This window comes from Candidatus Pelagisphaera phototrophica (genome assembly GCF_014529625.1).
GTDB classification, from domain to species: Bacteria; Verrucomicrobiota; Verrucomicrobiia; order Opitutales; family Opitutaceae; genus Pelagisphaera; species Pelagisphaera phototrophica.
Genome location: NZ_CP076039.1, coordinates 18,246 through 43,826 on the forward strand (window position 1 = coordinate 18,246; position 25,581 = coordinate 43,826).

Sequence of the window (25,581 nt, forward strand, 5' to 3'; positions counted from 1 at the left end):
CCACCTAGACCTGAACAGGATTAGGAGCTTACCACACAGTATCCAAGCCATTCAGGAATCCACTGGACAGGGTTCACTCGCCAATTCGGCGCTCTTCTATTGCAATCCGAGTCGCTAGTCCTCAATTTTTTCTAGAATTGTATTTTCACCGAAAAGGGAACTTCCCGTAAAGACCTCTCATCTCACATACCATGAACCATATCTTCCGGACAGTCACAGTCATACTCGCCCTAGTAATAGGAGCTGGAACTCTTTTTGCCGCTCCTAAACGCGAAAACCTAGCTGCGCGCATCATAAATAGCGAGTATGCCCTTGAAGAAATCATGAAAAAGCCGGAGACGAGAATTCCCGCTTCCATTCTTCAGCAAGCAAAGGGCATCATATTAACCCTAAACTATCGGGCTGGATTCATGCTCGGAGGTCATGGTGGGAGAGGTGTACTCGTTGCGAAAAACCCATTAAATGGGAAATGGGGCGTGCCTGCCTTCGTTTCTACAGGTGGAGCCAATTTCGGTTTTCAAATTGGAGCCAAGGAAGTCGACACAATTTACGTAATCATGGACGAAGCTACCGTGGGACGGGCTTACACCGGACGCTTCGATTTGAGTGCCGATGCCGCCGCCGTGGCTGGACCCGTGGGAGTGGTTTCTGAAAAGAAAGAAAGCGACGATTACAAAAACGCCAACATTTTGGTATATACCACAACCAAAGGGCTCTACGCAGGAGTATCAATCAAAGGCGGGTGGGTAAAACCAGACAACTCGGCTACAAAGGCATTTTACAATACAGAGTATAACGCCCCCGAAATAGTACTAAGCGACTGGTTCGAACTACCTCGGGAAGCTACGGCGTTGATCAATCGAATCAACTACTACACGGCCGGCCAATTTTAGCTGGTTTCGATAGTTTCTTTCGCAACCGTATAATTCTTTCTGCCAATCGCCCGATCAGCGATTTAACTAGTCTTTGAAACCGATCTAAATAGACGACGCCTTGCTCCTATTGACGCTTGAAGCTCATCAAATTTCTCTTGCAGAGTCGCCGAGGCAGACTCGAACTCCTGCTTTCCATAGTCAGAAATCTTTCTGGCCGTTTCTTTCGCATCGTTCGCTGAGATTTTTCCCTTTTCCACCAGCTAACCGAGGGCTTCTTCCACCTTATCCTTAGTCAAGACCGCGGCTCCGAATCCTATTTACATAGATTTTTTGATCGAATCTATGATAATAGAGAAAAATTAATTCGATTTTGGGTTAACAGCAGAGGATAAAACACGTTGTACCTCCAAAATTTGAAGGTGTGGCCCATCCCCTGGTTTAAATTCAGCCACCCGTATCGATGTTAAACCAAGACTCAAAAATTAGTTCGATCCTCTTCGTTTGCTGGGGGAATATTTGCCGTTCTCCCGCCGCAGAAAACGTGATGAGGCAACGGCTCGAGCAATCCGATCTTTCCCAAATAATCTGTGATTCTGCAGGTACACTGGATGCCCATTCAGGGCATTCTCCTGATTCTCGCATGTCCACTGCCGGACAACGCCGTGGATTGCCGATGACTGGCAATGCTCGAGGGGTGCGTCCCGAAGATTTCGAAAGATTCGACCTCATACTCGCGATGGACCGGGCAAACTTTGTTGACCTACAGCGTATCGCTCCAGATCCACAGGCTATGAAAAAAGTCCGGCTTTTTTGCGAATACTGCCGCAATCATGATGATACAGAAGTACCCGATCCCTATTATGGCGGCCCTCAGGGATTTGAACATGTACTCGATCTCCTAGAGGACGGCTGCGAAGGGCTTCTGGAAAATATCACAAAGTCGGAGAAGTAGTGATTTTTGCCACTCAAATGACAGGCTTCCTTCACTCCATCTCTCCCAATCGAACCTGCGATGTCAGGAGCATTTTATAAATCAGTCGAAGCAAAGGTATCCAGCGCGACCTCTAGATCGTTCCCGATCGTAAATCGAACGTCCCTTCATGGCGGCTGCATCAACAAAGCCGAACGCATCGAAAGTGACGATCGCTCCTACTTCCTGAAGCGGAACAATGAGTCGTTTCTCCTCCACTTTGAGGAAGAACAAGCAGCCCTGGATGAACTAAGCGGAGCTGGAGCCTTTCGGGTTCCTCGACCTATTTGCTCAGGGCTAGCGGATAACCAGTCCTACTTAGTGCTAGAGTTCATTTCCTCAGGTCAACCCGCCGAGACAAGCTGGGAGCTATTGGGCCAGCAGCTCGCCCAGCTCCACCAATCCGCTCTACCCCACTTCGGCTGGCATCGAGACAACACGATCGGTGCCACAAAACAAATAAACAACGTATCCGATGATTGGATCTCGTTTTTTAGCAATCGTCGCCTTCTGTATCAAATGGATCTAGCCCAGAAAAATGGTTTCAAGCTGAAAAACGGACCCCAACTTCTAGAAAGTTTATCATCATTCTTTGACGGCTATTCGCCATCGCCTTCACGACTGCACGGAGACCTGTGGTCTGGAAACGTCGGATTCGATACCAATGGAGCTCCATTCGTCTTCGACCCTTGTTGCTACTATGGTGACCGGGAAACCGATCTAGCGCTTAGCGAGTTTTTTGGAGGGTTTCATCCAAAATTCTACGACGCATACAACGAAGCCTATCCTCTTGATCAGGGTTACGTGAAACGCAAAATCCTGTACAATCTCTACCATTGCCTGAATCACTTCAACCTTTTCGGATCACCATACGACTCCCAGTCCCAATTGATGACAAATCAATTGCTCAAGTTCGTCTGACTTGGACCGAGAGTATTTTCAGACCAAACCAGACCGTCCCTTAACTCTGGCCCTCCCTCCATTTTCAGTCTCGCTACGCCAGCCGATCACACTCTAATTAGCCTGAAACATGTCATTGCTAGAAGCCATTATCCTAGGGGTTATACAAGGTCTGACTGAATTTCTTCCCGTCAGCAGCAGCGGACATCTCGAACTAGGAAAGGCATTGCTGGGCATTGAAGCAAACAGTGACATTACATTTACCGTCGTGGTCCACGGAGCCACCGTTCTTAGCACCATAGTCGTGTTTCATCGCGACATCCTCGGCCTCATCAAGGGCGCTCTACAATTTCGCTGGAACAAATCTACCGACTACATCCTTAAAATTGCGATTTCAGCGATACCCGTCTTCGCCATAGGATTGCTGTTCAAAGAGGAAATCGAAAGCCTTTTTAGCAATAACGTGTTACTCGTCGGATGCATGCTGCTCGTCACAGGAGCGCTGCTCGCCTTCACCTACTATTCCCCTCAAGTTGGAGATGAAGTAAGTAAGAGAAAGGCCTTCCTCATCGGAATCGCCCAAGCAATCGCTGTATTGCCTGGGATTTCCCGTTCTGGCTCGACGATCGCTGTCGGACTGCTACTTGGCGTCGACAAGAAGAAGGTCGCACGATTCTCATTCCTTATGGTTCTGATACCCATTATTGGAGCAAATGCTAAGGATATTATCGATGGGGGAATGGCGAATAGTTCAGTGACTGCGCCTCCTCTCATCATTGGATTCCTGGCCGCCTTTCTTTCCGGAGTGCTCGCGTGTCGGTGGATGATCGCAATTGTGACTAGAGGAAAGCTCATTCACTTTGCTTACTACTGTTTTATAGTCGGTGCGGGCTCGATCATCACCCACTTTTTGATCTAGCTATTCGCTCCAGTAGCTTCAGCCGCACAGCGTTTATTGAATCAAGGCGGAGGGCTTCCTTGATCACTTCCAAAACACCGTCTTTCCTCCGAAGGAGACCCCAGCCCATCGGTATTTCTGAATCCAATGCAACGACCCCATCGCTCGCTGCGATGTAGCAGTAATTCGCGCAACCGTATCGCGCAATCTTGGAGAATTTTACTCCATGCTCCAAACGATTCTCTAAAACCTGTAATCGTCTTGTCAGCCGGTACCACGATTCGTGACGCCAGTCGCAAAAGTCAAATGTGTCGTATTCTGAAAATAATGACTGATGCCTCCGACATTGAGGAAGATGCACAACTAGGAGGGCCCGGAGTGATCGCAACCGTTCCCGCAAATCGCAACGCTCCGATTTAGACGCTTCTTCCAATCCAGCATCACGCAGGAAATCCGCTCGGCTTTGCTTGCATTCCACAGCAAACGTTTCACCTGGGGAATCCAACATCCGTCTTAGAGAACGATAGCCCGCCACATCCACTCGATAGTTCGATAGTGGGAGTTTCACTTCTGGTGCGATTGCGTCGCAACCCCTTAGCCTCAGCCAATCGACCGACAATGCCTTCAGCTCGCGGTGGGCTTTAGTTTCTACCATCTCGGTTTTCTAGCATAGTCGATCGGACAACGGCAGTCTTTCCCCCTCATTGTTGGAGCAAAGTCTATTGATCTCCACGAGGCGACCAATCAAACTCTCTCATATGAAACTGGGTTTTCTAGCCTCCCACGGCGGCAGCAACATGCAAGCGATAATCGACCAATGCCTCAGTGGAGCGATTGCAGGCAAACCAGTTATTCTAATCTGCAATAACCCGAACGCAATCGCGGTCGAAAGAGCCCGTGACGCCCAATTACCCGTTGAAATCCTTAACGGGAGGACCCATGCTGATACAGATCAGCTAGATCGCCAAATGGAAAAGTCACTTCTGGAAGCCGGAGTCGATCTAGTCGTATTGGCAGGCTACATGAAAAAGATCGGTCCCACTACGCTTTCCACTTTCTCAAATCGGATTCTGAATATCCATCCTTCCCTTCTCCCCAAGTTTGGGGGTCAGGGCATGTTCGGTATACGCGTTCACGAGGCAGTGGTCGCAGCGGGTGAACCTCAATCTGGCGCTACGGTACACTTGATCGACAACGGATACGATCAGGGTCAAATCATCCGTCAAGCGATACTTAAAGTGGATACAAGCGACACACCAGCGACCCTTCAAAAGCGAATCTTGGGATTGGAGCATATTCTATATCCTAATACCATCGCAGAGATCGCTTCGGGAAAGATTAAACTACCTGTAAACTAGATAGGGTCCTCTTGATTGTGCTTAGCCATCCTTGACAGAAGTAACAATACCGCTAATACTTAACTTCACGTGTAGATTGGCTTAAGAGGACTCCTTCGAATGGGACCGTGGAAGATTAACTATATGAAAGGATATCGCCCGCCCATTACTTCATGGCGAGCAAATCGGATACCGGTGTTCGACCAAAGCAGACGCGACCGAGGCAGCCAATGCCTATGTCTCCAAGAACACTACGATTGCAATGCCTGGAGCCAGTGGTGGTAATCCGACCCTCCTACATTCCCGTGGAGCCTATTGCGGCACCATCTGGCTCAATTGAATTCCATCCCGCTTGATAGACTAAAATCACGCTGCTGGTAAGACCACCGAGAATCGAACTAAGATTGATAGAGGTTTCGATCTTACCAAAAAACTTCTTGATTAGGCATTTTACACTGTATATCGGTTACTTACAAAATCCGAATTTTTGTCTAGCGATAATTCTAACTGAATTATTCTACATTGAAATGCGTACAAATTGGCAATAACTGCCTTTGGTATTAGTCTATATATTGACTGAACGATTTGTATCGTCGAGATACGATTAACCGCGATCGGAGGTTGTATTCTTCAAATTAATCCCAACGCTAGGGATTCTAATCAGATAATCCTACCTTGGCACTTTGGCTACTTGTTCCCAGAGGCCGTGTGCAAATCGAACCATTTGTACAAATCGTTAGGCTGATACGCCGCTGACCAAGAATTGTGCCCCACATGCTCCAAAGTTGTTAGCCGAGCTCTTTTCCCTCCAGCCGCTGCGATGGCGTTTATCATATCTAACGAGCCACTAAGTGGGACCACGTTGTCGTCGGTTCCGTGCCACGCCCAAATCGGAACTCTTAGCAGTTTTTTGGCATCAGCAGGATCGCCGACCCCACAAATCGGCGCAACCGCAGCGAATATTTGGGGCTCGTCCGCAGCGAGGCGCCAAGAGCCATACCCGCCCATACTTAGTCCCGTGAGATACATACGATCCTTGTCGATATTATATGTTTCATCGAGGTAGGCCAACAACTCTTTCAGCCTAGCTTGCTGGTCATCAGAAGCCCATCGCGATTCGATCGGACACTGCGGAGATACAACAATGTACTTCATCTGTTCACCAGCATCCAGACGCCTCGGCGGGCCCCATTTTGTAACTAAACTCAACGGCCCCCTGCTTTCGCCGCGCCCGTGCAAGAAAAGGATAAAAGGCACTTCATCGCCTTTGGCGGTGTAATCGCTTGGGAGATAAATTAAGTAAGGCATCTTTCCTCCGTCGGAGACAGACAACGATGTCTCAACTTGTCTACCAGGGAGCGACTGATCTTCGGCCTTAATAGGATTAATTAGAAACGTAATTGCGAACAGAGCGAGTAGCTTACCAAACATTTCTATACTTTACCTAGAGCTCCCAAAGGGTTGCAAGGGCGATCTGACAGACCTTGAAGCTGCAATCCTGGCCTCTAATGGCTCTGTGTTTTTCTCACCTACTTCTTAAGGTGATGTAATAGAAAATCTACATCGCTGCTGAACTTTGGCGATGCGCCCGGATACTTGAGAACGACTTCCACACCCGATTGGAGAAGCTTTTCCTCCAAGGCTAAACCAAAGTTGACATGATGGATAATCCATCCCCTCGCACGTTTCATATTGTTCGGTATTTCTGAGGACGGAGCCATCCAGTAGCTCATGAACGTCGGAGGGTCCCCTTCAGCTATATGATTAATTATCGAAATCTCCTTGAGTATGGCCCTTTCCTCGACCTTTGAATATTCGTCGGAGCGACGACCGCTGTGGAACTCCAGCCTGTACCCCGGTATGTTGTCTACCCACCAATCAAAATCCAATGTGGATTGAGCACCATTGAGGGCAACGGCCTTTAGTTTTGTAGACTCGCGTTTGATCGGATCATCGTTTTCGGGATCAGCTAGGTCGTCTCCCCAAGCAAGATAGGCAACCAGTTGAGCTCCTGCCGAGCCGCCGGTAGCAGCAATTCTCGATTTATCCAGACCCCAATCGTTCGCCTTACTCCTAATAAACTGCAATGCGCTTACGACATCCTCATGCGGCGCGGGGAAATAAGCGTGCTTCAAGAACCGGTACTCCACAGATGCAAAGTGAATATTCGCGTCTAAGTAACGCTGAATTTTGGCGTAGGAGACTTTGTCATGAGACCCCCCCGTAAAACCGCCGCCATGTATGTACACTACCAGTGGAGCTGGCTCGTCGACCTCTGCCTGCCAAAAATCAAGTACCTGGTTAGCATGATCTCCATAGGCTACATTCTCAAATGTAGCTTTTGGGCCCGTTTTCTCAACCTGAGCTGCGAGAGCCGTCGCGAGGTATAGAGGAAGAAAAGTGAAGAGAATTGATACCAGTGAAGAAAACTGTTGGAGCATTGAAACTCCAAATACCCATACTTTGTCTAAAGCAAACAAATAGAGCCAGCGTTTCGGTCAAACGAGATCACTGATCATGTTTCAACACTCTGGCGAAGAAAGCTTCCCTCATTGGCTCCGTAAGTTCGATATTCTGCCTGAAGGTACCATGGCCCGTGCCATCGCCAAAGAGCACATAATTGACGTCTTCGGCACCTGCCCCGCGCAAAGCCTGGACGAAGGTATCCGACTGGTAGACGCCAACAGTACGGTCAGACTCCTCATGAAAAAGCAACATGGGAGGGCTCTCGGCTGAGACGTAAGTTATCGGCGAGATACTTTTGCGTAGCTCGTCCATACCTGGATCGGCTGATGTCTCCAATTCTTCAAAACGCTCCCTCCCTCGCTCACTCATGGGTATGAGAAAACTGGTTGGCGTAGCGCTTGCCACAACGGCCTGTACCATACTGGAGTAACCGCTGTAAGGACCATTACCCTCCATGCCATCTTGCGGCAGGCAGATGCCAAGCATGACAGATAGGTGAGCTCCAGCTGAATTGCCAGTGGCACCAATGCGAGTCGGGTCTATATTGTATTTGTCCGCGTTAGCCCTTAGCCATCGTACGGCGTTTTTCACATCCGCGATGCAATGGTCTATTCGCCATCGTTCCCTAGTCGACAGCCGGTAGTTGGTAGTGATGCACACATACCCCTTTTCAGCATAGCTCAGCGTAGGGTTTAAAAAACCGGGGGCACGCTTGTCACCATTCTGCCAACCACCGCCATGGATGAATACAATCGCCGGTCTCGGCTCATCTCCGCGATTGCTCGGCATTGCGAGATCGAGCTTCCACCGATCGTGGCCTTCTCGATAAACAAGATTCGGAATGAAGGTGACCCCATTGGGAACGCGTTGCTGCACCTCTTCATCGGACGGAATAGCTCGTCGTTGCCTATTCTGTTGCGAAAACAGGGAGGAGTTCAGAAGAAACAAGCAAACCAGAAGGTGAAAAAGGAGGTATTTCATTGCGTACTTTTTAACTAGGAGAATGATTCGTTTCGAATTCATATGGATTTTAGAGCGGTAGATATGAAAGTCGTAGAGATGCTAGGATACTACGATCCAACTCAATTGAATAAAGAAAGCATTTCATTGGAGGAATCAAAGTAAGGTTGATTCTGCAATCTCAGCTACTTGGTCCGGAAGCAAAATTTAAGGAGTTCGAAGCTAATTTTTTCTTAACGGGAGTTGAAATAAGTTTTTAAAATTTCCAATTAGTTTTAGAGGTTATCAAGTTGTCTAAACTATATTTACCCGGACCATTAACTAATATAAAAAAACTTAAAAACAAATAAAGTATAGGCAGCTCGCTTCCACCAATTCCTGCTTGTAAAAGCTTTTTCGAAGATGCAACCAGCATAGTGAAAAATAGTAAAAAAGCCATAGGACGTGTTATTAAACCTATTGCGATAAAAAGTGAGCCGATAGACTCAGCAAAAGCTGCCATAAACCCTAATGGTATCGATAAAGCATCATTACCTATAAATTCGGTAAGCGTGGCTCCCATCCTGTACCAACGATCACTGTCGCTCAAAATTTTTGACCAGCCATGAAAATAGCACATAAAAAATCCAGTCCCCAACCTCAATACTAAATAGGATTTTGAAGAAAAAAAAGATGAAGCATTAAATAAAAATAATGATTTCATGTAAGAGTATAATAAAGTAAATTCCTTAAAAAATAAACATAATTATTTTGTTTTTTATAATTTAAGATACAATTCAAAATTCGAATCAGGTATAAGTGAATTTCATAATAGCCCGTTTATTTGATCTATCGATATTTATGTAAGATTTCTTTAGGCAAGTGACAGGCATCTTCAGGGAAGTGTTTAAATCTTTCCTAATGCTTATCCTCGCTCCTTAAGTAATTAGTCAAAGGCAAAATCTCAATGGTTATCTTCCAGGCATCCTCCCTAGACTCTATAAATTCCTTTGCCTGAGCCAAGCGAGCGTCCTCACGAATGTAGACACCTGTGCGATATCGCTTGCCACTGTCGGCCCCTGACGGTCGATACTGTAAGGATCAATGATTTCAAAAAAATATTCCATTAACCGGGCAACTGAAAGTGTGTCCGTATTAAAAGACAGACCTGATTCGCTGGGCTTCGCAGGCTGACCAGCAGGATAGGGGTCCTTTTTTAGGAACCAGAAAAAAGCGGCTTCTCCCTTGAAACCTCATCAATCTATGTCGGGACTTTCTATTTCAGGTGCCAATTTGAAACAAGGAATTTCTGTGATGCTTCGCCTTTTTACAAAACCCAAAATCTGGCAATATTTTTTCTCTCACCCATGCGACCCGGTCTTGGCGAGGGGGCGTTTCGTTTAGCGGTGCCCCCTTATCATTCATTCCATCGATTTCACATGCTTGCACGGAAAAGGGGAATCGAGGAAATAAGCGCAATTATTATCCCAGCAGTCTTGGCAGTAGCCATCGGGGCAGGGTGTCAAAACTCCGTTCTGAGCCGATAGTTCTTGATAGCGAAAAACCTCCTCACGGGCTAAGCCCTCTGCGTCCGGATCATGGTAATCGACTCTAGCTACGGTCTTTAGACAGGTATCAGTTGAAAAATACTTACCGCTGGTAGGGCCACCGAGAATCGAACTCAGATCTAACGTTTAGGAAACGCTTGTTCTATCCGTTGAACTATGACCCCAGCAGAAATCGAGCATCTGCGATTAAGGAGAGGGGTTTTGCCGAAATTTGTCCCATCTGTAAAGGCTGACTTCCACAGAATTTCCCCCTTTCCGCTATTGACAACGGAAAGTCCGATCCTACTTTTCCCCCTTCCTATGGTTAACGAAGAGATAAACAGAAGCCTCACTCCACAAGAGCTGGACTTCACCCATGCTCATATCATGAGCCGTTATGTCACCGAGACAGGCAAGATCCTTCCTCGCAAAATGACTCGTCTGTCTTCCAAGCAACAGCGCAAGATCAACAAGGCGATCAAACGCGCTCGCAATATGCTGACGATGCAGTAATCGGCCCCAGCTGCTACGAGTCAGTGTGGGTACGGGTTTACCTGCAAACCAATAACTGTGGCTACTATACTAAAACCCAACAAGGAAAACTTGCGTGAAATGCGCAAGTTTTTGCGTTTGGGAGAGCTCGTAGCGGTTCCCACAGAAACCGTCTACGGATTAGCGGCTAATGCGCTGGACCCCAAGGCCTGTCAGAAAATTTTTACCGTCAAAGAACGGCCCCACAATGACCCCCTCATTTGTCACGTTCCCGATTTCGAATCACTTGAACAGTACTGTGAAACCAATCCATTTGCAAAAAGACTCGCCGAAGCCTTCTGGCCTGGACCTCTGACCTTGGTTCTTCCCAAAAAGTCGATCATCCCCGATATCGTTACTGCAGGCCGTGACTCCGTCGCAGTCCGATGCCCGAGTCACCCCATCTTCCGCGAACTCATTGAAGGATGTGACTTCCCCCTCGCTGCGCCTAGCGCCAATCCTTTTGCATATATCAGTCCCACCCTAGCAATCCACGTTCAAGCGAATCTCGGGGATCGGATCGAAACGATCCTTGACGGGGGACCGTGCCACCTTGGGGTTGAATCGACGATAATCGATGTTCGTGACCCCAAATCCGCGCGTATCCTTAGATACGGAGCCCTACCCATTGAGCAAATTGAAGACGCTGTAAAAAGACGAGTCGATCGCCCGCTTCCCCATCAAAGCGGAATGTCGATTGCTCCCGGAGCGCTGCCAAAGCACTACAGCCCAAGGACTATGCTTGAACTTAGATCAGTCCCGGTTCTGGAAGAAGAACTCCAAAAGACTGACGGATCCATCGCCTATCTACTTCTTCGTAAACCGTCTCACTCATCTTCCAGCAACATCCATTGGCTTTCAGAGAACGGGGAGCTTGACCGTATCGCATCGCAGCTCTACTCGAAACTAAGAGAGCTCGATGCCGCTGGCTACAAGAAAATCGTCGTTGAAGAGGCTCCAGAACTTGGCCTGGGCAGGACCATCAACGACCGCCTTCGCCGTGCAGCCTTTCAGTAAATCCACGGCTTTCGAAGCCTAATAGGACACTGAGGCGGATAAACGGATAATCTGTTCCGCCTCAAACTCATTCAGTTGGCTCAGACTTCCACTGCGGTATACATAGCCCCCTGAAAAACTGATCGATTGGGTCGGAGAGAAACTGACCGCCATTTCGCCACTGAAGATATCCTTAACCAAGCTCGGTTCCATTTCCACCCAACTATTCGACACCCCGTAGTAGGCGGACCACATATCCGAAAGCGTGAAATCGCCTGTAAATGAAACCGTATCCGCCTCTACAAAGCCGTTGGCGATCAGGGAAGGCCTTGTCGAACGATTGAAAGTGAGAGAATATTGGGAATCGGATCCAGCCTGCCAAATTATAGCGGCATCGAGTTCGACTGCAGCGTTCGTTCTGCCATCTGAAAACTGGGAATTTCTACCCCCCGCAGTTACTCGTCCGTAGAGACCATCCGAAAGCTCCGATCCAAAGCCGATTTTTGCTACCTGTTCCGAGGACTGGGAAAAATCCCCCTTAGTAGTTAGGGAGGTTAAACGAAACTCCATACCTGCAATGAATTCTGCGTTTTGTCCTAAATCAGCTCGGAGCTCCACCGGAATACTAGTCTGGTCCAAAATGCCTGAATCCTCACCTGATAGTACCGACTGGTAGTGTTGAACCGCTATCGACATCTCATACTCCTGCCCCTTGCCAAACTCTCGCGCCACGAGACCTTGAAAACGCGAGCCGTCAAGAAGTCGCGCTTCAACCATTCGTTCTGGATCAGACCAAGGAGAGCGACGCAGGCGATAGCTGACTTCCGCCACTACTGGGTAATCGAATGCGTTTGTGTCGCTGAGACCCAAAAAAAGACCTCCCGACCAAATCGCATCTACCCGATACTTCAGCGCCAGAGGCAATCCTGAACTTTTCGCAGAATGATAGTCCAAAGGTGCCGCGTGCTCCAAATCTCTGTCAAAAGAGTATCCCAACACAGGAACCACGTACTCTTTTCCTGAAGCTTCAATCGTTGCTTCAAGACTTTGGCCCGATTCGTCCGCAAACAACCCTGAACATCCCACCGCAAGGCACAGTAGCCCAAAAGAGACATTCCGACCGTAAACTGAGGGACGAAGACCTAGCATCTAGAGTTTTTGTTGAGTTTGATTGGAAACGAATTACCTATCCCTCACAAAAGCCACTTTCGCAAGAAAACTCAAGCCTCTAAATCACTATCACTCGGACGATCATCAGCGCCGGGGTTCCCTTCCTCCGCACTATCTCGCCGCTCTCGCACGTTTATACTGGCGGCTATCACTCTTTTGTCATCCATGCTTCCCGCCGTAATTTCCAAATTACCTATGGTGAAAACCTCATTGAGCCTCGGCATTCGACCCAGTTTTACCGTTATGAAGCCTCCGAAGGTCGAAACTTCCTCCGACTCCAATTCAACCCCAATTTCTTGGGAAACGTCATGCAAAGGCGTTAGGCCGTCCACGAGATAGGAGTTTTCACCGAGTTTCGAAATCATTTCCCGATCGCGATCAAACTCGTCTTGGATCTCGCCTACCAGCTCCTCAAGCACGTCCTCCAGCGTAACCGCCCCAACCGTACCGCCAAACTCGTCAATCAGGAGAGCGAAGTGCTGCTTTTGCTTTAGAAAGCCCTGCAAGACCGACTCCAACGGTTCGTCCATGGAAAACCGGGCTATCGGACGTTTTACCTCATTCAAATCAATTTCCTCAGAGGACTTGCCGATGCGGAAGACGTCCTTGATATGAACAATCCCCTCGCATTGATCGAGATCCCCCTCGCAAACGGGGAAACGGGTATGACCTGTCTCTCTAGCGACTTTTAGATTTTCGTCAGGAGAGTCCTCCACGTCGAAAAACTTGAGCTGATTCCGAGGGATCATGATGTCGTGGGCCACGCGCTTTCGCAAATCCATCACGTTATTCAAAATGCTTTCCGTCACCTCCGGTAGTTCGTCCCCATTACTGACGATCGACCGGATTTGTGATTCTACATCGATCAAATTGAGATCGGAATCAGCGTCGAGACGAAGCGCTTTGAGCACTATTCGGGATACCGCGTTAAAAAGGTTCGAGAGAGGTTGGGCGATGAACTGGAAAATTCGGACAAAAGGCACCGTAAACTGGAGGGTCCTAATCGGGGCCTGCATAGCGATGGACCGAGGAATCAGTTCGCCAAAAACAAAGCCGATGCTCACTGAAAAGACTATTCCAAATACGATCGCCATTCCAAGTGGATATTCGCCAAACCAATCCTGCGACGCTAGCCCTGCGTAAACCAGGGGAACGAAGAGTATCCCTAACACAATCGTGCTTAAAGTGATGCCCAATCTAAGTATCTTCAGGCTCGAACTCATATTCTCCAAAAGGTCCGCGACGGGCTTTGACTCCTTCAGCTCATCCATTTTACCCGTTCCGAAACGCGTGAAGCGCATTTTCATGAGACTGAACTCCGTCGCAACGAAAACAGCGTTCATCCCGAGAAGAACGAGAATGGCTAACCCGAAGAGAATCAATTCGTTCGAAGAGAAATTCACCTGTGTATCAAAGTAGCCCACCAAAAAACTCCTACAATGCGACTACTCAACCTACCGACTCAAGAACGAAGTGAGCGCCTTAATTGCCAGCTCATTCTGTTCTTCCGTTCCCACTGATAAACGGATCCATTGGCTCATCCCGTAAGGTGCCAAGGGTCGAACGATTATCCCTTCTCGCTGCATCGCTTCGAAAGCCGCGTTGCCATCAGCAACGTTTAGGGTTATAAAATTCGCTGAACTGGAAATGTATTCGATATTCAATGATTCAACACATTCCACAAAATAACGCAATCCCGCAGCATTAGCGATACGGCATGAAGAAACGAAGCCATGATCTTCAAGGGCCGCACGGGATGCGGCCAAGGCTACCGAATTAACATTGAACGGAGCGCGAGCGTGATTCAAGAGAGACACCAATTCCGGATCTCCGTATCCGTAACCAACTCGAAGCCCTGCCAGACCGTAGATCTTAGAAAAGGTTCTTGTGCAGAACACTTTTTTACCCTTGGCAATCAACGGTCTTAAATCAACGGGTTCGTCCTGATATTCAGAATACGCCTCATCAAAAACAAAGAGAACATCGTCGGGAAGGGCCTCAACCAGTTCCTCGATTTCGCTCGATGTATTAGCCGATCCACTCGGGTTGTCCGGACTCGCCAAAAAAACGATCCTGGTCCTATCCGTAACCGCCTCCCGTATTCCTTTTAAATCGTGTCGGTGGTTTATCGTGGGTACTTCAACTGGCCGACCACCAAAAAGCATGGTAACCAGTTTATATACGATAAACGAGCCTTCCCCCATGACAACTTCGTCACCTTCACGCACAAAAGCATGCCCTAACAGTTCGAGGACTTCGTTCGATCCATTTCCTACGATAAATTGATCCGGTTCCATTTTTAGCAGCTGAGCAAGAGCGTTTTTCAACTCGTAGCATCCGCCATCCGGATACAGTTCAACGCTATCCAGTGCCGTTTTCCCAGCCTCTATCGCTCTAGGCGAAGCTCCAAATGGATTTTCGTTGGATGCGAGTTTGACGATTGTGTTCGGGTTCAGTCCCAGCTCACGGGCTACGTACTCGATCGGTTTACCCGGCTTATACACGGACTGCGAGAGTAGTTCAGGTTTAACAAGTTCAGAGTAAGTAGGCATTTTCTTTTAAATGGACAACTGACCACAAACTCAAATCCTCATCTTCCGCAAGCTCGGAGCGAACCCTTTGGAACGAAATTTTGGGACTAAAACGCGAAAAGCCCGGGCGAATCCCCATCCGCCCGGGCCATCCTCTAGGTTTCTGGGTTCCTCAAATCCACTCCAGAAAAAAATTCTCCAAACTTTTCTAACATATAAAAACTAAGCAGTCTCACATTTAAATGAGGCCAAATGTTGGCAGAATTGGTTCCAGAAATCTATGTTACTAAAAACTCTTTGATCTACATGATTTTAAGGGATCTTTGCCCCCGAAAAATATTCGAGCCGATTGACTTTCTGACTCGATTAGGAGCGAGGATTCTTACACCTTGGGAAAATACTCATACGATCCCATGACTTCTTCTGAGCTTCCCCAATCCCACCTTCTCCGATCTTTTCTCTGGCTCGGAATAACGGTCACTGTCTTCTTCATCCTCTACATCGGCCAAAACCTCATAATCCCGCTAATTCTGGCAGTCTTCATTTGGTACCTCATCAACGTGCTCTCGTTCGCAATAATGAAATTGAAGATCGGAGGGCGATCGCTTCCGGCATCTTTGCGGTATATCGCCTCGGTAATTGCGATTGTTGCAATCCTGAGCGTGTTTTTCAATTTCATTACGAAGAACGTGAGCCAGGTCGTGCGAGTCGCGCCAGAGTATCAGGAAAAAATTGGCCCAATGATTGACAAGGTCTATGGCTGGCTACCGTTTGAGGAATCCCCTCCGATCAAGGAATTCGTAAACCAGCTGAACTTCAGCTCACTGCTCAAAATGGTTGCCGGAGCCCTCGGCTCACTTGCTGGAAACGCCGGCCTCATCAGTATCTATGTTGTTTTTCTATTTTTGGAGCAGCGCAGTTTTGGCCCAAAGATCAAAGGGATGGCTCATGGGAATATCAAAGAAAACGAGGTTTTTAAAATCATCACTCAAATCGACAAGGATACTCGCAAATACATTGGTATTAAAACCCTCACTAGCCTGACCACCGGTATGCTGAGTTTCGCGATAATGACGTCTGTAGGCCTCGATTTCGCCGCCTTCTGGGCAATGCTGATCTTCTTCTTCAACTTTATTCCAACCGTAGGTTCGATACTGGCTACCGCCTTTCCTTCGGTCCTTGCCCTCATCCAATTCGAAGAGCCCACTAAAATTGGTGCCACTATTGGAGGCGTCGTGGCTGCCCAAGTTCTAGTGGGGAATTTTCTGGAACCCCGTCTTATGGGAAACTCTTTGAACCTCAGCCCGCTCGTGATTCTCCTTTCCCTCAGTCTTTGGGGATCACTCTGGGGCGTGCCTGGAATGTTCCTTTGCGTACCCATCACAGTGATCGCCATGATCATCTGCTCCCATTTTCAGCAGACTCGACCCATCGCCGTCCTCCTTTCAGGCGACGGGAAGATTAAGGGGAGCTCCTAGACTATTTTAGGTTAACCAAGATCCTCAACGTCTGGTTCGTGCCACGAAAGAACTCGTGATCGACATCTAGAATTTGGGTAGCGGAACCGAGATCATCGATGCGCTCCCGAAACTCACTGAGTTTTCCATATTTCATCCCCGAGCTGTCAACGGTCGGATGGACTCGAACTTCCTTACGCGAAACCCGACAGAGCTCGCGAATCGATCGATAGAGGAAGTCCAGATCGAAGAGGCTCGAGTAGATGAGGAGCAAGTGGCCACAAAGAGTGATACCGAAACTCTGGTCCACAAAAGGTAGATCGGGTAGCGCTGGGCAAACGTAACGACCCAGTGGGAAGGCGCTTCGGTAGTGCGTCAAGAATCGCTTCAAGACCTCCAAGCGAATTCGCTTCGATTCGTCGATGGATTGATAGGGTTTCGCGACTATGAATTCTCGCTTTGACTGAACCCTGAAATAATGTCCCCAAAGTCCGAATACGCCTGTTTTTAGATCGCATCCGGATTTTAATAGAGCATCAGATCGCTTCCCGTCGATAGAATTCCTGCTGGGTTCGCCTCGGCAACGAAGGATGAAGGCCCTGAGGGACAATCGAGGATCTCTTTTCCTTTGTGATCATTCTCCTCAAGGCCGGAGCAAAGGATAAACTCCTCGTAGGGTCTTCCAAAGAAGGACGTTTGTGTAAAATGGGTTAAAGGTTTCATGCCGATTGGCTTAAAAAGCGATTTTGGAAAAACAAAAAACCCGATGCTTGAGAACATCGGGCTCAATCAAAATAGATGGGCTGAACTACGGACTACTTTTCACCGTTAGACCATCGTCGAGCCAATTCATGGATCCACCAAAGCGAGCAATCCCTTTCAGACACATCGAAAAAACGCGTTGGGTTTCGACCAATTAAGCTCTGCGGGTTAGCTGTCACTCGACGTAAGCATTACTTAACCTATGATCAGAAATAAGGATCTTTTTCTTCTCAGTCACAGTACTGTGACATGTCGTATAGCTCAGGATCCTTTTTTGGTCCCCTGAATCGACGAAGTAGGCTCTGGATACCACCGCCTCCATTCTCCCCCATCCAATCTTCTCCCATATCGTCCATCGAGTCGCCGAATTCCTCTTCCAACTTCTCCGGATCCTCCCCGGTTTCCAGACGGCGGACCATCTCCTCCATTTCGCCCGGCAGTTTTTCCCCAGTAAGGGAAGACATCTTTCTCATCAGATGCGCCATCTGCTCCTGGTCTGGATTGTCTTCGCTGAATCCCGCCATGTCCCGCCCTAGCTCCGCCATGACGCTTTCCATTTTGGCATCGTCAATATCATCCATTCCATTCGCATCGGTTGGATCCTTCGCCTTTCCTATAAACGCAAATCCAGACACCTTTTTTTCCATGGAAAATTGTGGGTCTTCGGGACACCGCGGAACGGAATTCTGATAGGCCAACGACTTAGCGAGAAAGGAGTATCGCGTGTTGTTTTCCTTACAGTAGAATTCGTAAATGGGCATAATTATAATCCTGAAAGAAAACTTGTGGAAAATAGCAATCCTTTCTGCGATCGGAACGAATGCCAGCAAAAGTGCTCCTAGTCGGAACGGTCAGAACTTCCAAAAATTCTCATCTCTCTTATGGGTGCTCGGCTTGAGCCACCGTCGCTTAAACGAAAGAGCAAGATCGCTCGCTATTCCAACTATGCCATCGTTCCCACACCCTTAATGACTTCATCTAAACTCCTAATTTGCTCAGAATCAAAATAACTATTCACTTTCGCTATGATCTGTTGAAGCAACCCATCTGGGCAGGAGGCGCCTCCCGTAATGAGGATTTTCATAGGGGCGTCTTGCATCGGCAAAAACGCTCGCGTTTCCATCCGCCCTTGTTGCGGGTTCTTTGGATCGTAGGGAAATATAAAATGCTCTATCTGGGACCGGGTTAAAATATTCGACTCTGACTGAATGTAGAAAGCTCGTTCTCCAAACGCTTCCTCACATATTCGATAAAGTTGATACGTGTTGGAACTGTTCTTTCCTCCCACAACAATCGCAACGTCCACCGGTTGCTTTATTGCCTGGGCCAAAGCGTCTTGGTTTACTTGGGTGGCGTAACACAGGGTGTCTCCCTTGCTGCTCGTCGCCATATGCTCCTCGATATGGGCTCTGCCGTATCGGTCCTCCAAAGCGGACTCGAGAAGATCGATAATTCTTAGTGTCTCATTGCGAAGAAGAGTAGTCTGATTGACGACTGCCAATTTTGCCAAGTCACCGCTCAAATCGAAGCCTTCACTGCAACGGGCTTTAAAGGGTAAAAACAACTCCGCCTTCTCGGTTTCATTATCCGCCTTTATTACCTCTGCTAGCAATGCCGCTTCCTTGAGATCCCGGACGACTATGGAGGGCGCATACTTCGAACTGTTTGAAAAGGTTGCCTTCGTCTCTTCGTGCTCCGCTTTTCCGTGGATCACTACTGTGAACCCCTTTTGTCCGAAGCGCTTGGCCGCTCTCCAGACTTTTTCCACGAGCATGCAAGTAGCATCGTACGCATTGAGTGGGAGTCCCCGCTCGATCAATCTCAATTTGTCTTCGTCCCGTGCGCCGAAAGCCGGAATAATCACGATGTCCTGATCAGTCACTGAATCCCAATACGCTACGTCGGTCTCAGGATCCACCACAGACACGCCCTTGTCGCTCTGCAAGTAACGAAGCCCCCTCCGTCTCAAATCTTCATTCACAAACGGATTGTGTATTAGCTCGCTGAGCATGAATACCCGCTTGTCCGGATTCGACGCGATCGTCTCGTATGCGCGTTCTATCGCATTCTGAACACCGAGACAAAAGCCGAAATGACTCGGAAGCAAATACTCAACCGCTCCAAAATCAAGCCTCGCCGGATCAGCCGCCGAACGCTCTTTCGTCCGCTTAACTGCCTTGATCGCATCACAAAGCGCACTTTGGTACAAGGCCGTTGAGGAGGCGTCGACGTGATAAACTTCTCTGTTTCTCTGCTTATCCGTTCGAAATCGGTATATGTAGTCCGTCTCTTTGAAGTTAAGGTACGGAATCCGAATTGCATGCGCTCGAATCACCGGCCCATCCTCGAGAAGCTCTGCTGAGAGTCTTCCACCCTCTTTTCCGTACGCTTCAATCGTTTTCAAAGAAGCAGTTTCACAGCCTTCAGCCGCCAACGCTGGGGGGATATCGCAACCCTTCAAGTTCGAAAAGAAGACATAGTGCTTCCCATTTCGGCAAATGGCTACCGGCACTCCCAATTCGATCTTCTGAAGAAGTGAATTTCCATTGAGCCGTTCAAGCACGTATCCGTCCCGATCTGCCCTTTGAGCGCGTCTCAATAGCAGCTTGTTGTTCTCCAAAAACAAGTAGAGTCGATGATCGGGATTCGATGGGTCGTAGGCCGGCAATTCACTCTGTGAGATCATGTGCCTCACATCATTGCCACGGGTTTCGCACTTTCAACCTGAAATCACTTTCGGATTGGGTAATCAAAAGTCGCCTTACCGAGAGGACCATCTTTGTAAGACACGACATTAAGCTCGATTTATCCCCTTTATCCAGAAATCCTCAGTTGATTCATATGGCTAGCGCCTCTCCCAACGTATCAAAAACCAAGTCTAGGATCTTTGCCAAAAAACTGGATCTTTTCCCGCTGCGCAAGACCGCGGCTGGATACAATCGCGCTTTGCTATCAGGCGACCTCCATGCCGCGGTCAATGTCGCCCTTCTCGCTTTTCCCCAAGGCATGGCCTATGCCGTCATCGCAGGAGTCCCGCTCTCGTACGGCCTTTTCGGCTCCGCTATCGCTTCGATTGTCGGAGTGTACTTTGCTGGATCCAAATTCATTGTCCTTGGCCCCACCAACGCGACTTCCGTTATGGTCCTCAGTTCGTTCGCCGCGCTAGGTATCGCCGGAGATCAAGCCGTAGGATACATCTCTATGCTGTTACTGATGGTCGGGATTATATTGGTGGCAGGTGCCTATTTAGGAATCGCGACCCTGATTCAATATATTTCTAGAACAGTAATAACTGGATACATTACTGCCGCGGCTGCCCTAATCATAGCCAATCAAATCAAGAAAGCCCTCGGATTCGAATTCGGCGACAGCATCCAGGCAACCACATTCTTTGAAATACTAGCTGCTACCGCTAAAAGTATCGAACGGACTCATCTGCCCACCCTTGGACTGAGCGTAATTACTTTGCTCATATATCTAGCTTTTCGACGATTTTATCCGAGGCTCCCCAATGTCGCTTTTACCCTCTTTCTCTCTTCCTTAATAGCGTACATTGCCCAGAAAATTGACCCGTCGCTGCACGTTCAATTGATGCCCAGTCTCAATTTGTCCGACTGGGGGCCATCCATTCCCAACGTCAACTTTGACACCATCAACTTGCTGATCACGCCCGCAATGGCGATCGCCCTACTCTGTGTCCTCGAGGGAAACTCGATCGGAAAATCACTGGCCGCACGGGAGGGAGCTCGCCTTGACAGCAACCAGGAGATGCTGAGTTCCGGGATGGCCAACATCGCTTGCGGACTGCTTTCAGGAATGGCCGCTTCCGGGTCGCTCACTCGTTCTCAGCTTAACGCCAACAGCGGAGCCGCCACCCCGTTGTCTGGATTGTACTCTGGAATCATCGTCCTTATTGGCGCCATTCTATTGGGCCCGCTGATTGGATACATTCCTAGTGCTTCTCTCGCGGTTATTGTGGTTACGATCGGGATTTCCCTCATCAACAAGCACCAGCTTCGAATGGTCACAAAAACCACTCGTTCGGACAGTATCACGTTTTTTGTTACTTTTCTAACGGGGCTTGTGTTCGCATTGGATTTCGCTATCTATATCGGGGCCGTGTGCTCCATCGCCCTTTTTATCAAGAAAGTCGCCCATCCGGAAATTGTAGAGTATGCATTCGATGACGAGGGCAAGCTCGGTAAAAGAGAGCTCAAGCCTGAGGATGAAAACCTAGAGGTTTCCATTGTCCATGTTGAGGGAGAGTTATTCTTCGGGGCATCGGAGTTGTTCCGTGACCAGATGCGGCGGGTAAGCGATGCGGAAAACCTAAAAGTGGTTATCATGAAATTGCGTAACGCCCACAACCTCGATGCCACCAGTTGCATGGCCCTCGAAGAGTTGATCAAATACATGAATGAGCGTAATCGCATACTTCTTGTCAGCGAAGTTCGCCCCGATACCATGAGAATATTCAAGCGATCAGGACTCGTAGACGTTATCAATTCGATAAACCTCTTTGAAGACGAGGAATCAAACCCCACCCTCAGCACCGCCAAAGCCCTCAAACGGGCCAAAGACATTATCGGCGACCGCAAAACCAAGGTATCGATCTACGCCAAGGACAAACACTGATATCGGACAATCCTATCCCCTACCATTTCAGCGTCGGCGGCAGATATTTAGCGATCAGTTCTTCGTAGTAGGCCTTTAGCTCACTCCAAACAGGGGTTTCAGGACACTTGGTGTACAAATCGAACGGATTGAACCGCTTTACCCAAGGAAGCATTTTTCGGTCATGATCGTCGAGCAGGTACTCGTATTCGCCCTCTCGGTGCCAAGCATAAAAACTATGGTAGCGGATCATGTACAAAGCGGGATCGGGCAAATAGTCTTTAACGAGATGATACATGTACTCGTCGTGTCCCCAGGACATGTATACGTTTCTCAGTCCACAGCCTTCTTCGTATATTCCTAGACGCGTATTGTATCGGGAGTCGTTGGAGTCCGGATTGAGCTCGAAAAATTCTGGGTAGACAATCTTATTACTATACTGGCATCCGACGGGAAAAGTGTCTCCCACCACGGCCCATTGGGGTTCGCCAAAGATGCATAGTAGTTTTCCTAAATCATGTATCAGTCCAACCAAAACAAACCAGTCCTCGCAACCGCGGGAACGAATCGACTCGGAGCTCTGTAGCAGGTGCTGGATTTGCGGCAGGTCAATATCCGGATCGGAGTCATCGACGAGCGTGTTGAGCAATTCGATCGCCTGTATGATCGTCATTTCTTTCCGTTCTCGATTTTCTCCTAGAAACTCTTCCCGCTTCTTCATGACGAAGTCGAAAGACTGGTGTTTGTGATTCAGGCGATAAAACTCCCTCACGCAATCCCTAGCCGGATCATCGTAATTGCGGTAGTCTTCCTTCTTTCTGGATTCAGGTTCCGGATAGGTGGCTGTTTCTACGAAATCCTCCCATTGGTCCAGGTTCTCGAGGGGATTTGATTCGGGTTTTTGTGAGTTCATCGGGTAGTACTTTCTCTTCGAGTTTTAACAGTCAGACCGTGTCCAAGCATAGTCAGAATGTTGATTTCCTCCTGATTCGCAATCCTGAAAATCGGGCTTGCCACAGAACTCGCTACTCACCGCAAATCGGACCTTGATTAGGCTTTTCATTGCCCAAGCGTATAGGCTATCTTTCATTCCATAATTTCATAGTCTACCTGTTCATTTTTTTAACATGGCCAAAATCGCTCTCAAACCCAACCTTCAGATCGGCATCGTGCCGACTCACATCAAGTTCGTCGGTGGACTCGTGCCCGACGAAAACGGTAAGATGCCTCGCGGCCAAGATGGGAAAATGCTCATCTCCACCGAACTCGAGCACATCAACCAAACCTCTAGAATCGCCCCCAATTGCGCTCAAACCTCTGTCTTTCCTGGGACAGATGAGGGCGACATGAACGAACTGATTGAAGACATCAAGTCGCTGGGCCTAAAGCCCCACATGATCATGATGGTTGCTGGCGGAAACCCAATGGATCCTGCTGACGAAGACAAGATTTCGCCCAGCCTACTCGCAGGGCTTGAGGTTGCGAAGAAGCATGGGGTAGAGCACGTGGCCTCCACTTCGTTCGAGGAGTGGATGAAGCCCGGAGCTGAAACGCTGACGGGAAACGCATTCGACGACGCCGTCGCTCAGCTTGTAAAACTCCACACCCGCGTTTGCCAAGAAGCGGATATTCTCAATAGTTCAGTCAAGGCTTGGCACATGGAGTTTCTCCGAGGAACCGAGTTTCAAACGTTCACCGACATCAGCAAAGCATGGACCTTTGTGAAGGCGGCCAACGAAGCCATCGGAAAGCCCTTTTTCAAAGTTCTCGTCGACGCCGCTCACTGCGGAGACTCCATTCTCAGCATGGAAGAGAATGTTGCCGTGATCCAGGAGATGGGGAAAGCGGATGGATTCAGCATGTTCCACGCCTCAGCGAAAACAACCCGTGGCTGCCTTTCGACCGACGATGGTTGGATTGGAAATCTTCTAACTGCCTGTGCGGCAACCGGCAAACTCGAGATCGTTCTCGTCGAGCTTTTTCACCACGAAGATGCCGCCCTGGCGGGTTTACGGGAAGCGGATCCTCGCCACGGCATCGACACCACTGACGGACGAACCTATTCCGAGACCGTTTGCGATGGCTTGGAAGAAGTCGCTCATCGGCTCAACAATCTAGTCAATCGCAGTATTCTACCCCGATAACTCAAGCTCAGAGCACTCAACCCCAATCAGCCATGAATGTCCCAATTCGAATCATTACCCTCCTGTCTCTTTTCCACGTCTCGGTTTGGGCCTCCGATTGGCCTCAGTGGAGAGGCCCCGATAGCACCGGAATCGCAAACGCATCAGATTTGCCGACCGAGTGGAGCGACTCCAAGAATATCGCCTGGAAAATTGCTCTTCCCGCCTGGAGCGGCTCAACGCCCATTGTTATAGGAGAGCGCGTGTTTGTGATGTCGCCATCCAAGCAAGCCCCAAAAAAGGCGGAACCGGAGGTACAGGCCCCGCCCAGTCGCGGTCCTGGCCCGGGCAGAGGCGCTGGCCGCGGACGACCCCAACGTCGCCAGCAACAAGGCGCCGTTGACGGTCCCGGCGGAAACGAGTTACTCATGATTTGCCTCTCACGCAAAGACGGCACCGAACTGTGGCGAGCTCAAGTCGACTCGGGAAACGAGCTGAAGCGAAAGCAGAATAACAGTTCCCCCTCACCTGTTAGCGATGGGAAACACGTCTGGGCGACCACCGGCAACGGAATTGTTCGTGCTTACACCATCGATGGCGAAGCGCTCTGGAAAGTGAGCCTCGAAGAATCCTACGGTGAATTCGGGCTCAACTGGGGATTTGCATCCTCCCCACTTTTGCACGAAGGAAATCTGGTGATAGGCGTGGTCCGAGGGCAGAATACTGAAGTGCCGGGATACATCGTCGCTTTGGATGGAAAGACCGGGAAAGAAGTTTGGAAAGTAGATCGGCCTTCCGACGCTCCCTATGAGTCTAAAGATGCCTACACCACACCCATTCCCGTCGAGGTGGATGGGGAAATCCAAATCGTGGTTTCCGGCGGGGCTTACGTAACCAGCCATGACCCGAAAACGGGCAAGGAGATTTGGCGTTCAGGTGGTTTGAATCCTGAGAATTCGCGCAACTACCGGATCATCGCTTCCCCCGTAGCGGCCAACGGAATTGTCTATGCCCCTTCTCGTAAGACTCCGCTCCTAGCGATCAAGGCAGACGGAAAGGGGGATGTCACCGAAAGTCACTTGGCCTGGAAAATGGAGGACAAAAGCGGGCCAGACGTACCAACTCCAATCGCAGACGGAACCTACTTCTATGTATTGAATGATTTTGGACAAATTTCCTGCTTCGAAGCCCAGACCGGAACCGCCATCTGGGGTCCTGAAGAAACTGGAATTGGGCGAGTCAGCTCTTCGCCACTACTAGCCGACGGAAAGCTCTACCTCGTCAGCGAAACCGCTGATGTGGCAGTGGTCCAAGCAGGACCAAAGTTCAAGCTGCTAGGCACCAACAGTCTCGACAATAGTTACACGCTATCCTCCCCTGCCGCAGCCGGAGACCAGATATTCATTCGGACCGGCGAGCACCTGTTCTGTCTGAGCAAGTCGTAGCAGCTCAATTATTAAGCTGA

General features: G+C 49.0%; 23 protein-coding genes, 1 tRNA gene and 1 pseudogene. 11 read left to right on the forward strand and 14 right to left on the reverse strand.

From position 1 onward, the window contains the following. Window positions 1-191 precede the first annotated feature (191 nt). The 4 genes from GA004_RS00105 to GA004_RS00120 all read left to right on the forward strand — a co-directional run bounded on the left by GA004_RS00105 (window position 192) and on the right by GA004_RS00120 (window position 3,664). Entirely contained in the window at window positions 192-893 is a 702-nt protein-coding gene (locus tag GA004_RS00105; RefSeq protein WP_283395250.1) for a lipid-binding SYLF domain-containing protein, read from the forward strand. A gap of 442 nt (window positions 894-1,335) precedes the next feature. Further along, complete coding sequence (locus GA004_RS00110; RefSeq protein WP_283395251.1) at window positions 1,336-1,827, forward strand: low molecular weight protein-tyrosine-phosphatase; 492 nt, start codon at window positions 1,336-1,338, stop codon at window positions 1,825-1,827. Window positions 1,828-1,887: 60 nt separating this feature from the next. Continuing rightward, complete coding sequence (locus tag GA004_RS00115) at window positions 1,888-2,766, forward strand: fructosamine kinase family protein (protein ID WP_283395252.1); 879 nt, start codon at window positions 1,888-1,890, stop codon at window positions 2,764-2,766. 109 nt (window positions 2,767-2,875) lie between these two features. Next, window positions 2,876-3,664 carry an undecaprenyl-diphosphate phosphatase gene (locus GA004_RS00120; protein WP_283395253.1) on the forward strand — a complete coding sequence of 263 codons (789 nt, stop codon included), beginning with the start codon at window positions 2,876-2,878 and terminating at the stop codon, window positions 3,662-3,664. Here the strand turns inward: GA004_RS00120 and GA004_RS00125 are convergent. Beyond that, a complete protein-coding gene (locus GA004_RS00125) occupies window positions 3,645-4,298 on the reverse strand; it encodes a hypothetical protein (RefSeq protein WP_283395254.1) in 654 nt (217 codons plus the stop codon). The genes GA004_RS00120 and GA004_RS00125 overlap by 20 nt on opposite strands. Before the next feature lie 103 nt (window positions 4,299-4,401). On the opposite strand from GA004_RS00125, the gene purN reads away from it, so the two are divergent. Further along, complete coding sequence (gene purN, locus GA004_RS00130) at window positions 4,402-5,001, forward strand: phosphoribosylglycinamide formyltransferase (protein ID WP_283395255.1); 600 nt, start codon at window positions 4,402-4,404, stop codon at window positions 4,999-5,001. A 666-nt stretch (window positions 5,002-5,667) separates the two neighbouring features. On the opposite strand, the gene GA004_RS00135 is transcribed toward purN, so the two are convergent. The 6 genes and pseudogenes from GA004_RS00135 to GA004_RS00155 form a co-directional block, all read right to left on the reverse strand. Next, window positions 5,668-6,411 carry a carboxylesterase family protein gene (locus tag GA004_RS00135; protein WP_283395256.1) on the reverse strand — a complete coding sequence of 248 codons (744 nt, stop codon included), beginning with the start codon at window positions 6,409-6,411 and terminating at the stop codon, window positions 5,668-5,670. Between the two features lie 98 nt (window positions 6,412-6,509). After that, complete coding sequence (locus GA004_RS00140) at window positions 6,510-7,421, reverse strand: alpha/beta hydrolase (RefSeq protein ID WP_283395257.1); 912 nt, start codon at window positions 7,419-7,421, stop codon at window positions 6,510-6,512. A gap of 67 nt (window positions 7,422-7,488) precedes the next feature. After that, window positions 7,489-8,427, reverse strand: a complete 939-nt coding sequence (locus tag GA004_RS00145; protein ID WP_283395258.1) for an alpha/beta hydrolase — start codon at window positions 8,425-8,427, stop codon at window positions 7,489-7,491. Window positions 8,428-8,662: 235 nt separating this feature from the next. Continuing rightward, window positions 8,663-9,109 (reverse strand): DoxX family protein, encoded by a 447-nt coding sequence (locus GA004_RS00150; protein ID WP_283395259.1) that lies wholly within the window; start codon window positions 9,107-9,109, stop codon window positions 8,663-8,665. A gap of 194 nt (window positions 9,110-9,303) precedes the next feature. Beyond that, window positions 9,304-9,459, reverse strand: a pseudogene (locus GA004_RS18055) (peptide-methionine (S)-S-oxide reductase); the annotation flags it as partial. Between the two features lie 583 nt (window positions 9,460-10,042). Continuing rightward, window positions 10,043-10,117, reverse strand: a tRNA-Arg gene (locus tag GA004_RS00155). Between GA004_RS00155 and rpsR the strand changes: the two genes are divergently transcribed. Both rpsR and GA004_RS00165 read left to right on the forward strand, forming a co-directional pair. Further along, window positions 10,110-10,445: a 30S ribosomal protein S18 gene (gene rpsR / locus GA004_RS17840; protein ID WP_343218815.1), complete on the forward strand. Its 336-nt coding sequence runs from the start codon at window positions 10,110-10,112 to the stop codon at window positions 10,443-10,445. The two genes, GA004_RS00155 and rpsR, sit on opposite strands and share 8 nt — an antisense overlap. A gap of 57 nt (window positions 10,446-10,502) precedes the next feature. After that, complete coding sequence (locus GA004_RS00165) at window positions 10,503-11,480, forward strand: L-threonylcarbamoyladenylate synthase (protein ID WP_283395260.1); 978 nt, start codon at window positions 10,503-10,505, stop codon at window positions 11,478-11,480. An 18-nt stretch (window positions 11,481-11,498) separates the two neighbouring features. Here the strand turns inward: GA004_RS00165 and GA004_RS00170 are convergent, their stop codons facing one another. The 3 genes from GA004_RS00170 to hisC form a co-directional block, all read right to left on the reverse strand. Next, entirely contained in the window at window positions 11,499-12,608 is a 1,110-nt protein-coding gene (locus GA004_RS00170) for a hypothetical protein (protein ID WP_283395261.1), read from the reverse strand. 71 nt (window positions 12,609-12,679) lie between these two features. Next, window positions 12,680-14,032 (reverse strand): hemolysin family protein, encoded by a 1,353-nt coding sequence (locus tag GA004_RS00175; protein WP_283395262.1) that lies wholly within the window; start codon window positions 14,030-14,032, stop codon window positions 12,680-12,682. A gap of 51 nt (window positions 14,033-14,083) precedes the next feature. Beyond that, the gene (gene hisC / locus GA004_RS00180) at window positions 14,084-15,181 is read right to left on the reverse strand and encodes a histidinol-phosphate transaminase (protein WP_283395263.1); all 1,098 of its coding nucleotides are present in this window, start codon (window positions 15,179-15,181) and stop codon (window positions 14,084-14,086) included. A gap of 392 nt (window positions 15,182-15,573) precedes the next feature. Here hisC and GA004_RS00185 point away from each other — a divergent pair, with 392 nt between their 5' ends. Beyond that, window positions 15,574-16,638 (forward strand): AI-2E family transporter, encoded by a 1,065-nt coding sequence (locus GA004_RS00185; RefSeq protein WP_283395264.1) that lies wholly within the window; start codon window positions 15,574-15,576, stop codon window positions 16,636-16,638. 1 nt (window position 16,639) lies between these two features. On the opposite strand, the gene GA004_RS00190 is transcribed toward GA004_RS00185, so the two are convergent. From GA004_RS00190 to ispH, 3 genes are all read right to left on the reverse strand, one after another. After that, on the reverse strand, window positions 16,640-17,227 hold the full coding sequence (locus GA004_RS00190; RefSeq protein WP_283395265.1) for a hypothetical protein: 588 nt from the start codon (window positions 17,225-17,227) through the stop codon (window positions 16,640-16,642). Between the two features lie 382 nt (window positions 17,228-17,609). Next, entirely contained in the window at window positions 17,610-18,140 is a 531-nt protein-coding gene (locus GA004_RS00195; protein ID WP_283395266.1) for an FmdB family zinc ribbon protein, read from the reverse strand. A gap of 182 nt (window positions 18,141-18,322) precedes the next feature. Continuing rightward, window positions 18,323-20,065 (reverse strand): 4-hydroxy-3-methylbut-2-enyl diphosphate reductase, encoded by a 1,743-nt coding sequence (gene ispH, locus GA004_RS00200; RefSeq protein ID WP_283395267.1) that lies wholly within the window; start codon window positions 20,063-20,065, stop codon window positions 18,323-18,325. A 155-nt stretch (window positions 20,066-20,220) separates the two neighbouring features. Here ispH and GA004_RS00205 point away from each other — a divergent pair, with 155 nt between their 5' ends. Continuing rightward, entirely contained in the window at window positions 20,221-22,014 is a 1,794-nt protein-coding gene (locus GA004_RS00205) for a SulP family inorganic anion transporter (protein WP_283395268.1), read from the forward strand. 19 nt (window positions 22,015-22,033) lie between these two features. Here GA004_RS00205 and GA004_RS00210 read toward each other — a convergent pair whose 3' ends face one another. Continuing rightward, window positions 22,034-22,906, reverse strand: a complete 873-nt coding sequence (locus tag GA004_RS00210) for an inositol oxygenase family protein (protein ID WP_283395269.1) — start codon at window positions 22,904-22,906, stop codon at window positions 22,034-22,036. A 214-nt stretch (window positions 22,907-23,120) separates the two neighbouring features. Between GA004_RS00210 and GA004_RS00215 the strand changes: the two genes are divergently transcribed. Together GA004_RS00215 and GA004_RS00220 are read left to right on the forward strand one after the other, a co-directional pair. Continuing rightward, entirely contained in the window at window positions 23,121-24,137 is a 1,017-nt protein-coding gene (locus tag GA004_RS00215) for a hypothetical protein (RefSeq protein ID WP_283395270.1), read from the forward strand. Window positions 24,138-24,169: 32 nt separating this feature from the next. Continuing rightward, window positions 24,170-25,561, forward strand: coding sequence for an outer membrane protein assembly factor BamB family protein (locus GA004_RS00220; protein ID WP_283395271.1), 1,392 nt, complete (start codon window positions 24,170-24,172; stop codon window positions 25,559-25,561). The last annotated feature ends 20 nt before the right edge of the window (window positions 25,562-25,581 follow it).

Excerpts from the sequence above, each read along its gene's own strand:
- GA004_RS00105 (WP_283395250.1), top strand. The coding sequence starts at position 192 with ATGAACCATATCTTCCGGACAGTCACAGTCATACTCGCCCTAGTAATA.
- GA004_RS00110 (WP_283395251.1), top strand. The coding sequence starts at position 1,336 with ATGTTAAACCAAGACTCAAAAATTAGTTCGATCCTCTTCGTTTGCTGG.
- GA004_RS00115 (WP_283395252.1), top strand. The coding sequence starts at position 1,888 with ATGTCAGGAGCATTTTATAAATCAGTCGAAGCAAAGGTATCCAGCGCG.
- GA004_RS00120 (WP_283395253.1), top strand. The coding sequence starts at position 2,876 with ATGTCATTGCTAGAAGCCATTATCCTAGGGGTTATACAAGGTCTGACT.
- GA004_RS00125 (WP_283395254.1), bottom strand. The coding sequence starts at position 4,298 with ATGGTAGAAACTAAAGCCCACCGCGAGCTGAAGGCATTGTCGGTCGAT.
- purN (WP_283395255.1), top strand. The coding sequence starts at position 4,402 with ATGAAACTGGGTTTTCTAGCCTCCCACGGCGGCAGCAACATGCAAGCG.
- GA004_RS00135 (WP_283395256.1), bottom strand. The coding sequence starts at position 6,411 with ATGTTTGGTAAGCTACTCGCTCTGTTCGCAATTACGTTTCTAATTAAT.
- GA004_RS00140 (WP_283395257.1), bottom strand. The coding sequence starts at position 7,421 with ATGCTCCAACAGTTTTCTTCACTGGTATCAATTCTCTTCACTTTTCTT.
- GA004_RS00145 (WP_283395258.1), bottom strand. The coding sequence starts at position 8,427 with ATGAAATACCTCCTTTTTCACCTTCTGGTTTGCTTGTTTCTTCTGAAC.
- GA004_RS00150 (WP_283395259.1), bottom strand. The coding sequence starts at position 9,109 with ATGAAATCATTATTTTTATTTAATGCTTCATCTTTTTTTTCTTCAAAA.
- rpsR (WP_343218815.1), top strand. The coding sequence starts at position 10,110 with ATGACCCCAGCAGAAATCGAGCATCTGCGATTAAGGAGAGGGGTTTTG.
- GA004_RS00170 (WP_283395261.1), bottom strand. The coding sequence starts at position 12,608 with ATGCTAGGTCTTCGTCCCTCAGTTTACGGTCGGAATGTCTCTTTTGGG.
- hisC (WP_283395263.1), bottom strand. The coding sequence starts at position 15,181 with ATGCCTACTTACTCTGAACTTGTTAAACCTGAACTACTCTCGCAGTCC.
- GA004_RS00185 (WP_283395264.1), top strand. The coding sequence starts at position 15,574 with ATGACTTCTTCTGAGCTTCCCCAATCCCACCTTCTCCGATCTTTTCTC.
- GA004_RS00195 (WP_283395266.1), bottom strand. The coding sequence starts at position 18,140 with ATGCCCATTTACGAATTCTACTGTAAGGAAAACAACACGCGATACTCC.
- ispH (WP_283395267.1), bottom strand. The coding sequence starts at position 20,065 with ATGATCTCACAGAGTGAATTGCCGGCCTACGACCCATCGAATCCCGAT.
- GA004_RS00205 (WP_283395268.1), top strand. The coding sequence starts at position 20,221 with ATGGCTAGCGCCTCTCCCAACGTATCAAAAACCAAGTCTAGGATCTTT.
- GA004_RS00210 (WP_283395269.1), bottom strand. The coding sequence starts at position 22,906 with ATGAACTCACAAAAACCCGAATCAAATCCCCTCGAGAACCTGGACCAA.
- GA004_RS00215 (WP_283395270.1), top strand. The coding sequence starts at position 23,121 with ATGGCCAAAATCGCTCTCAAACCCAACCTTCAGATCGGCATCGTGCCG.
- GA004_RS00220 (WP_283395271.1), top strand. The coding sequence starts at position 24,170 with ATGAATGTCCCAATTCGAATCATTACCCTCCTGTCTCTTTTCCACGTC.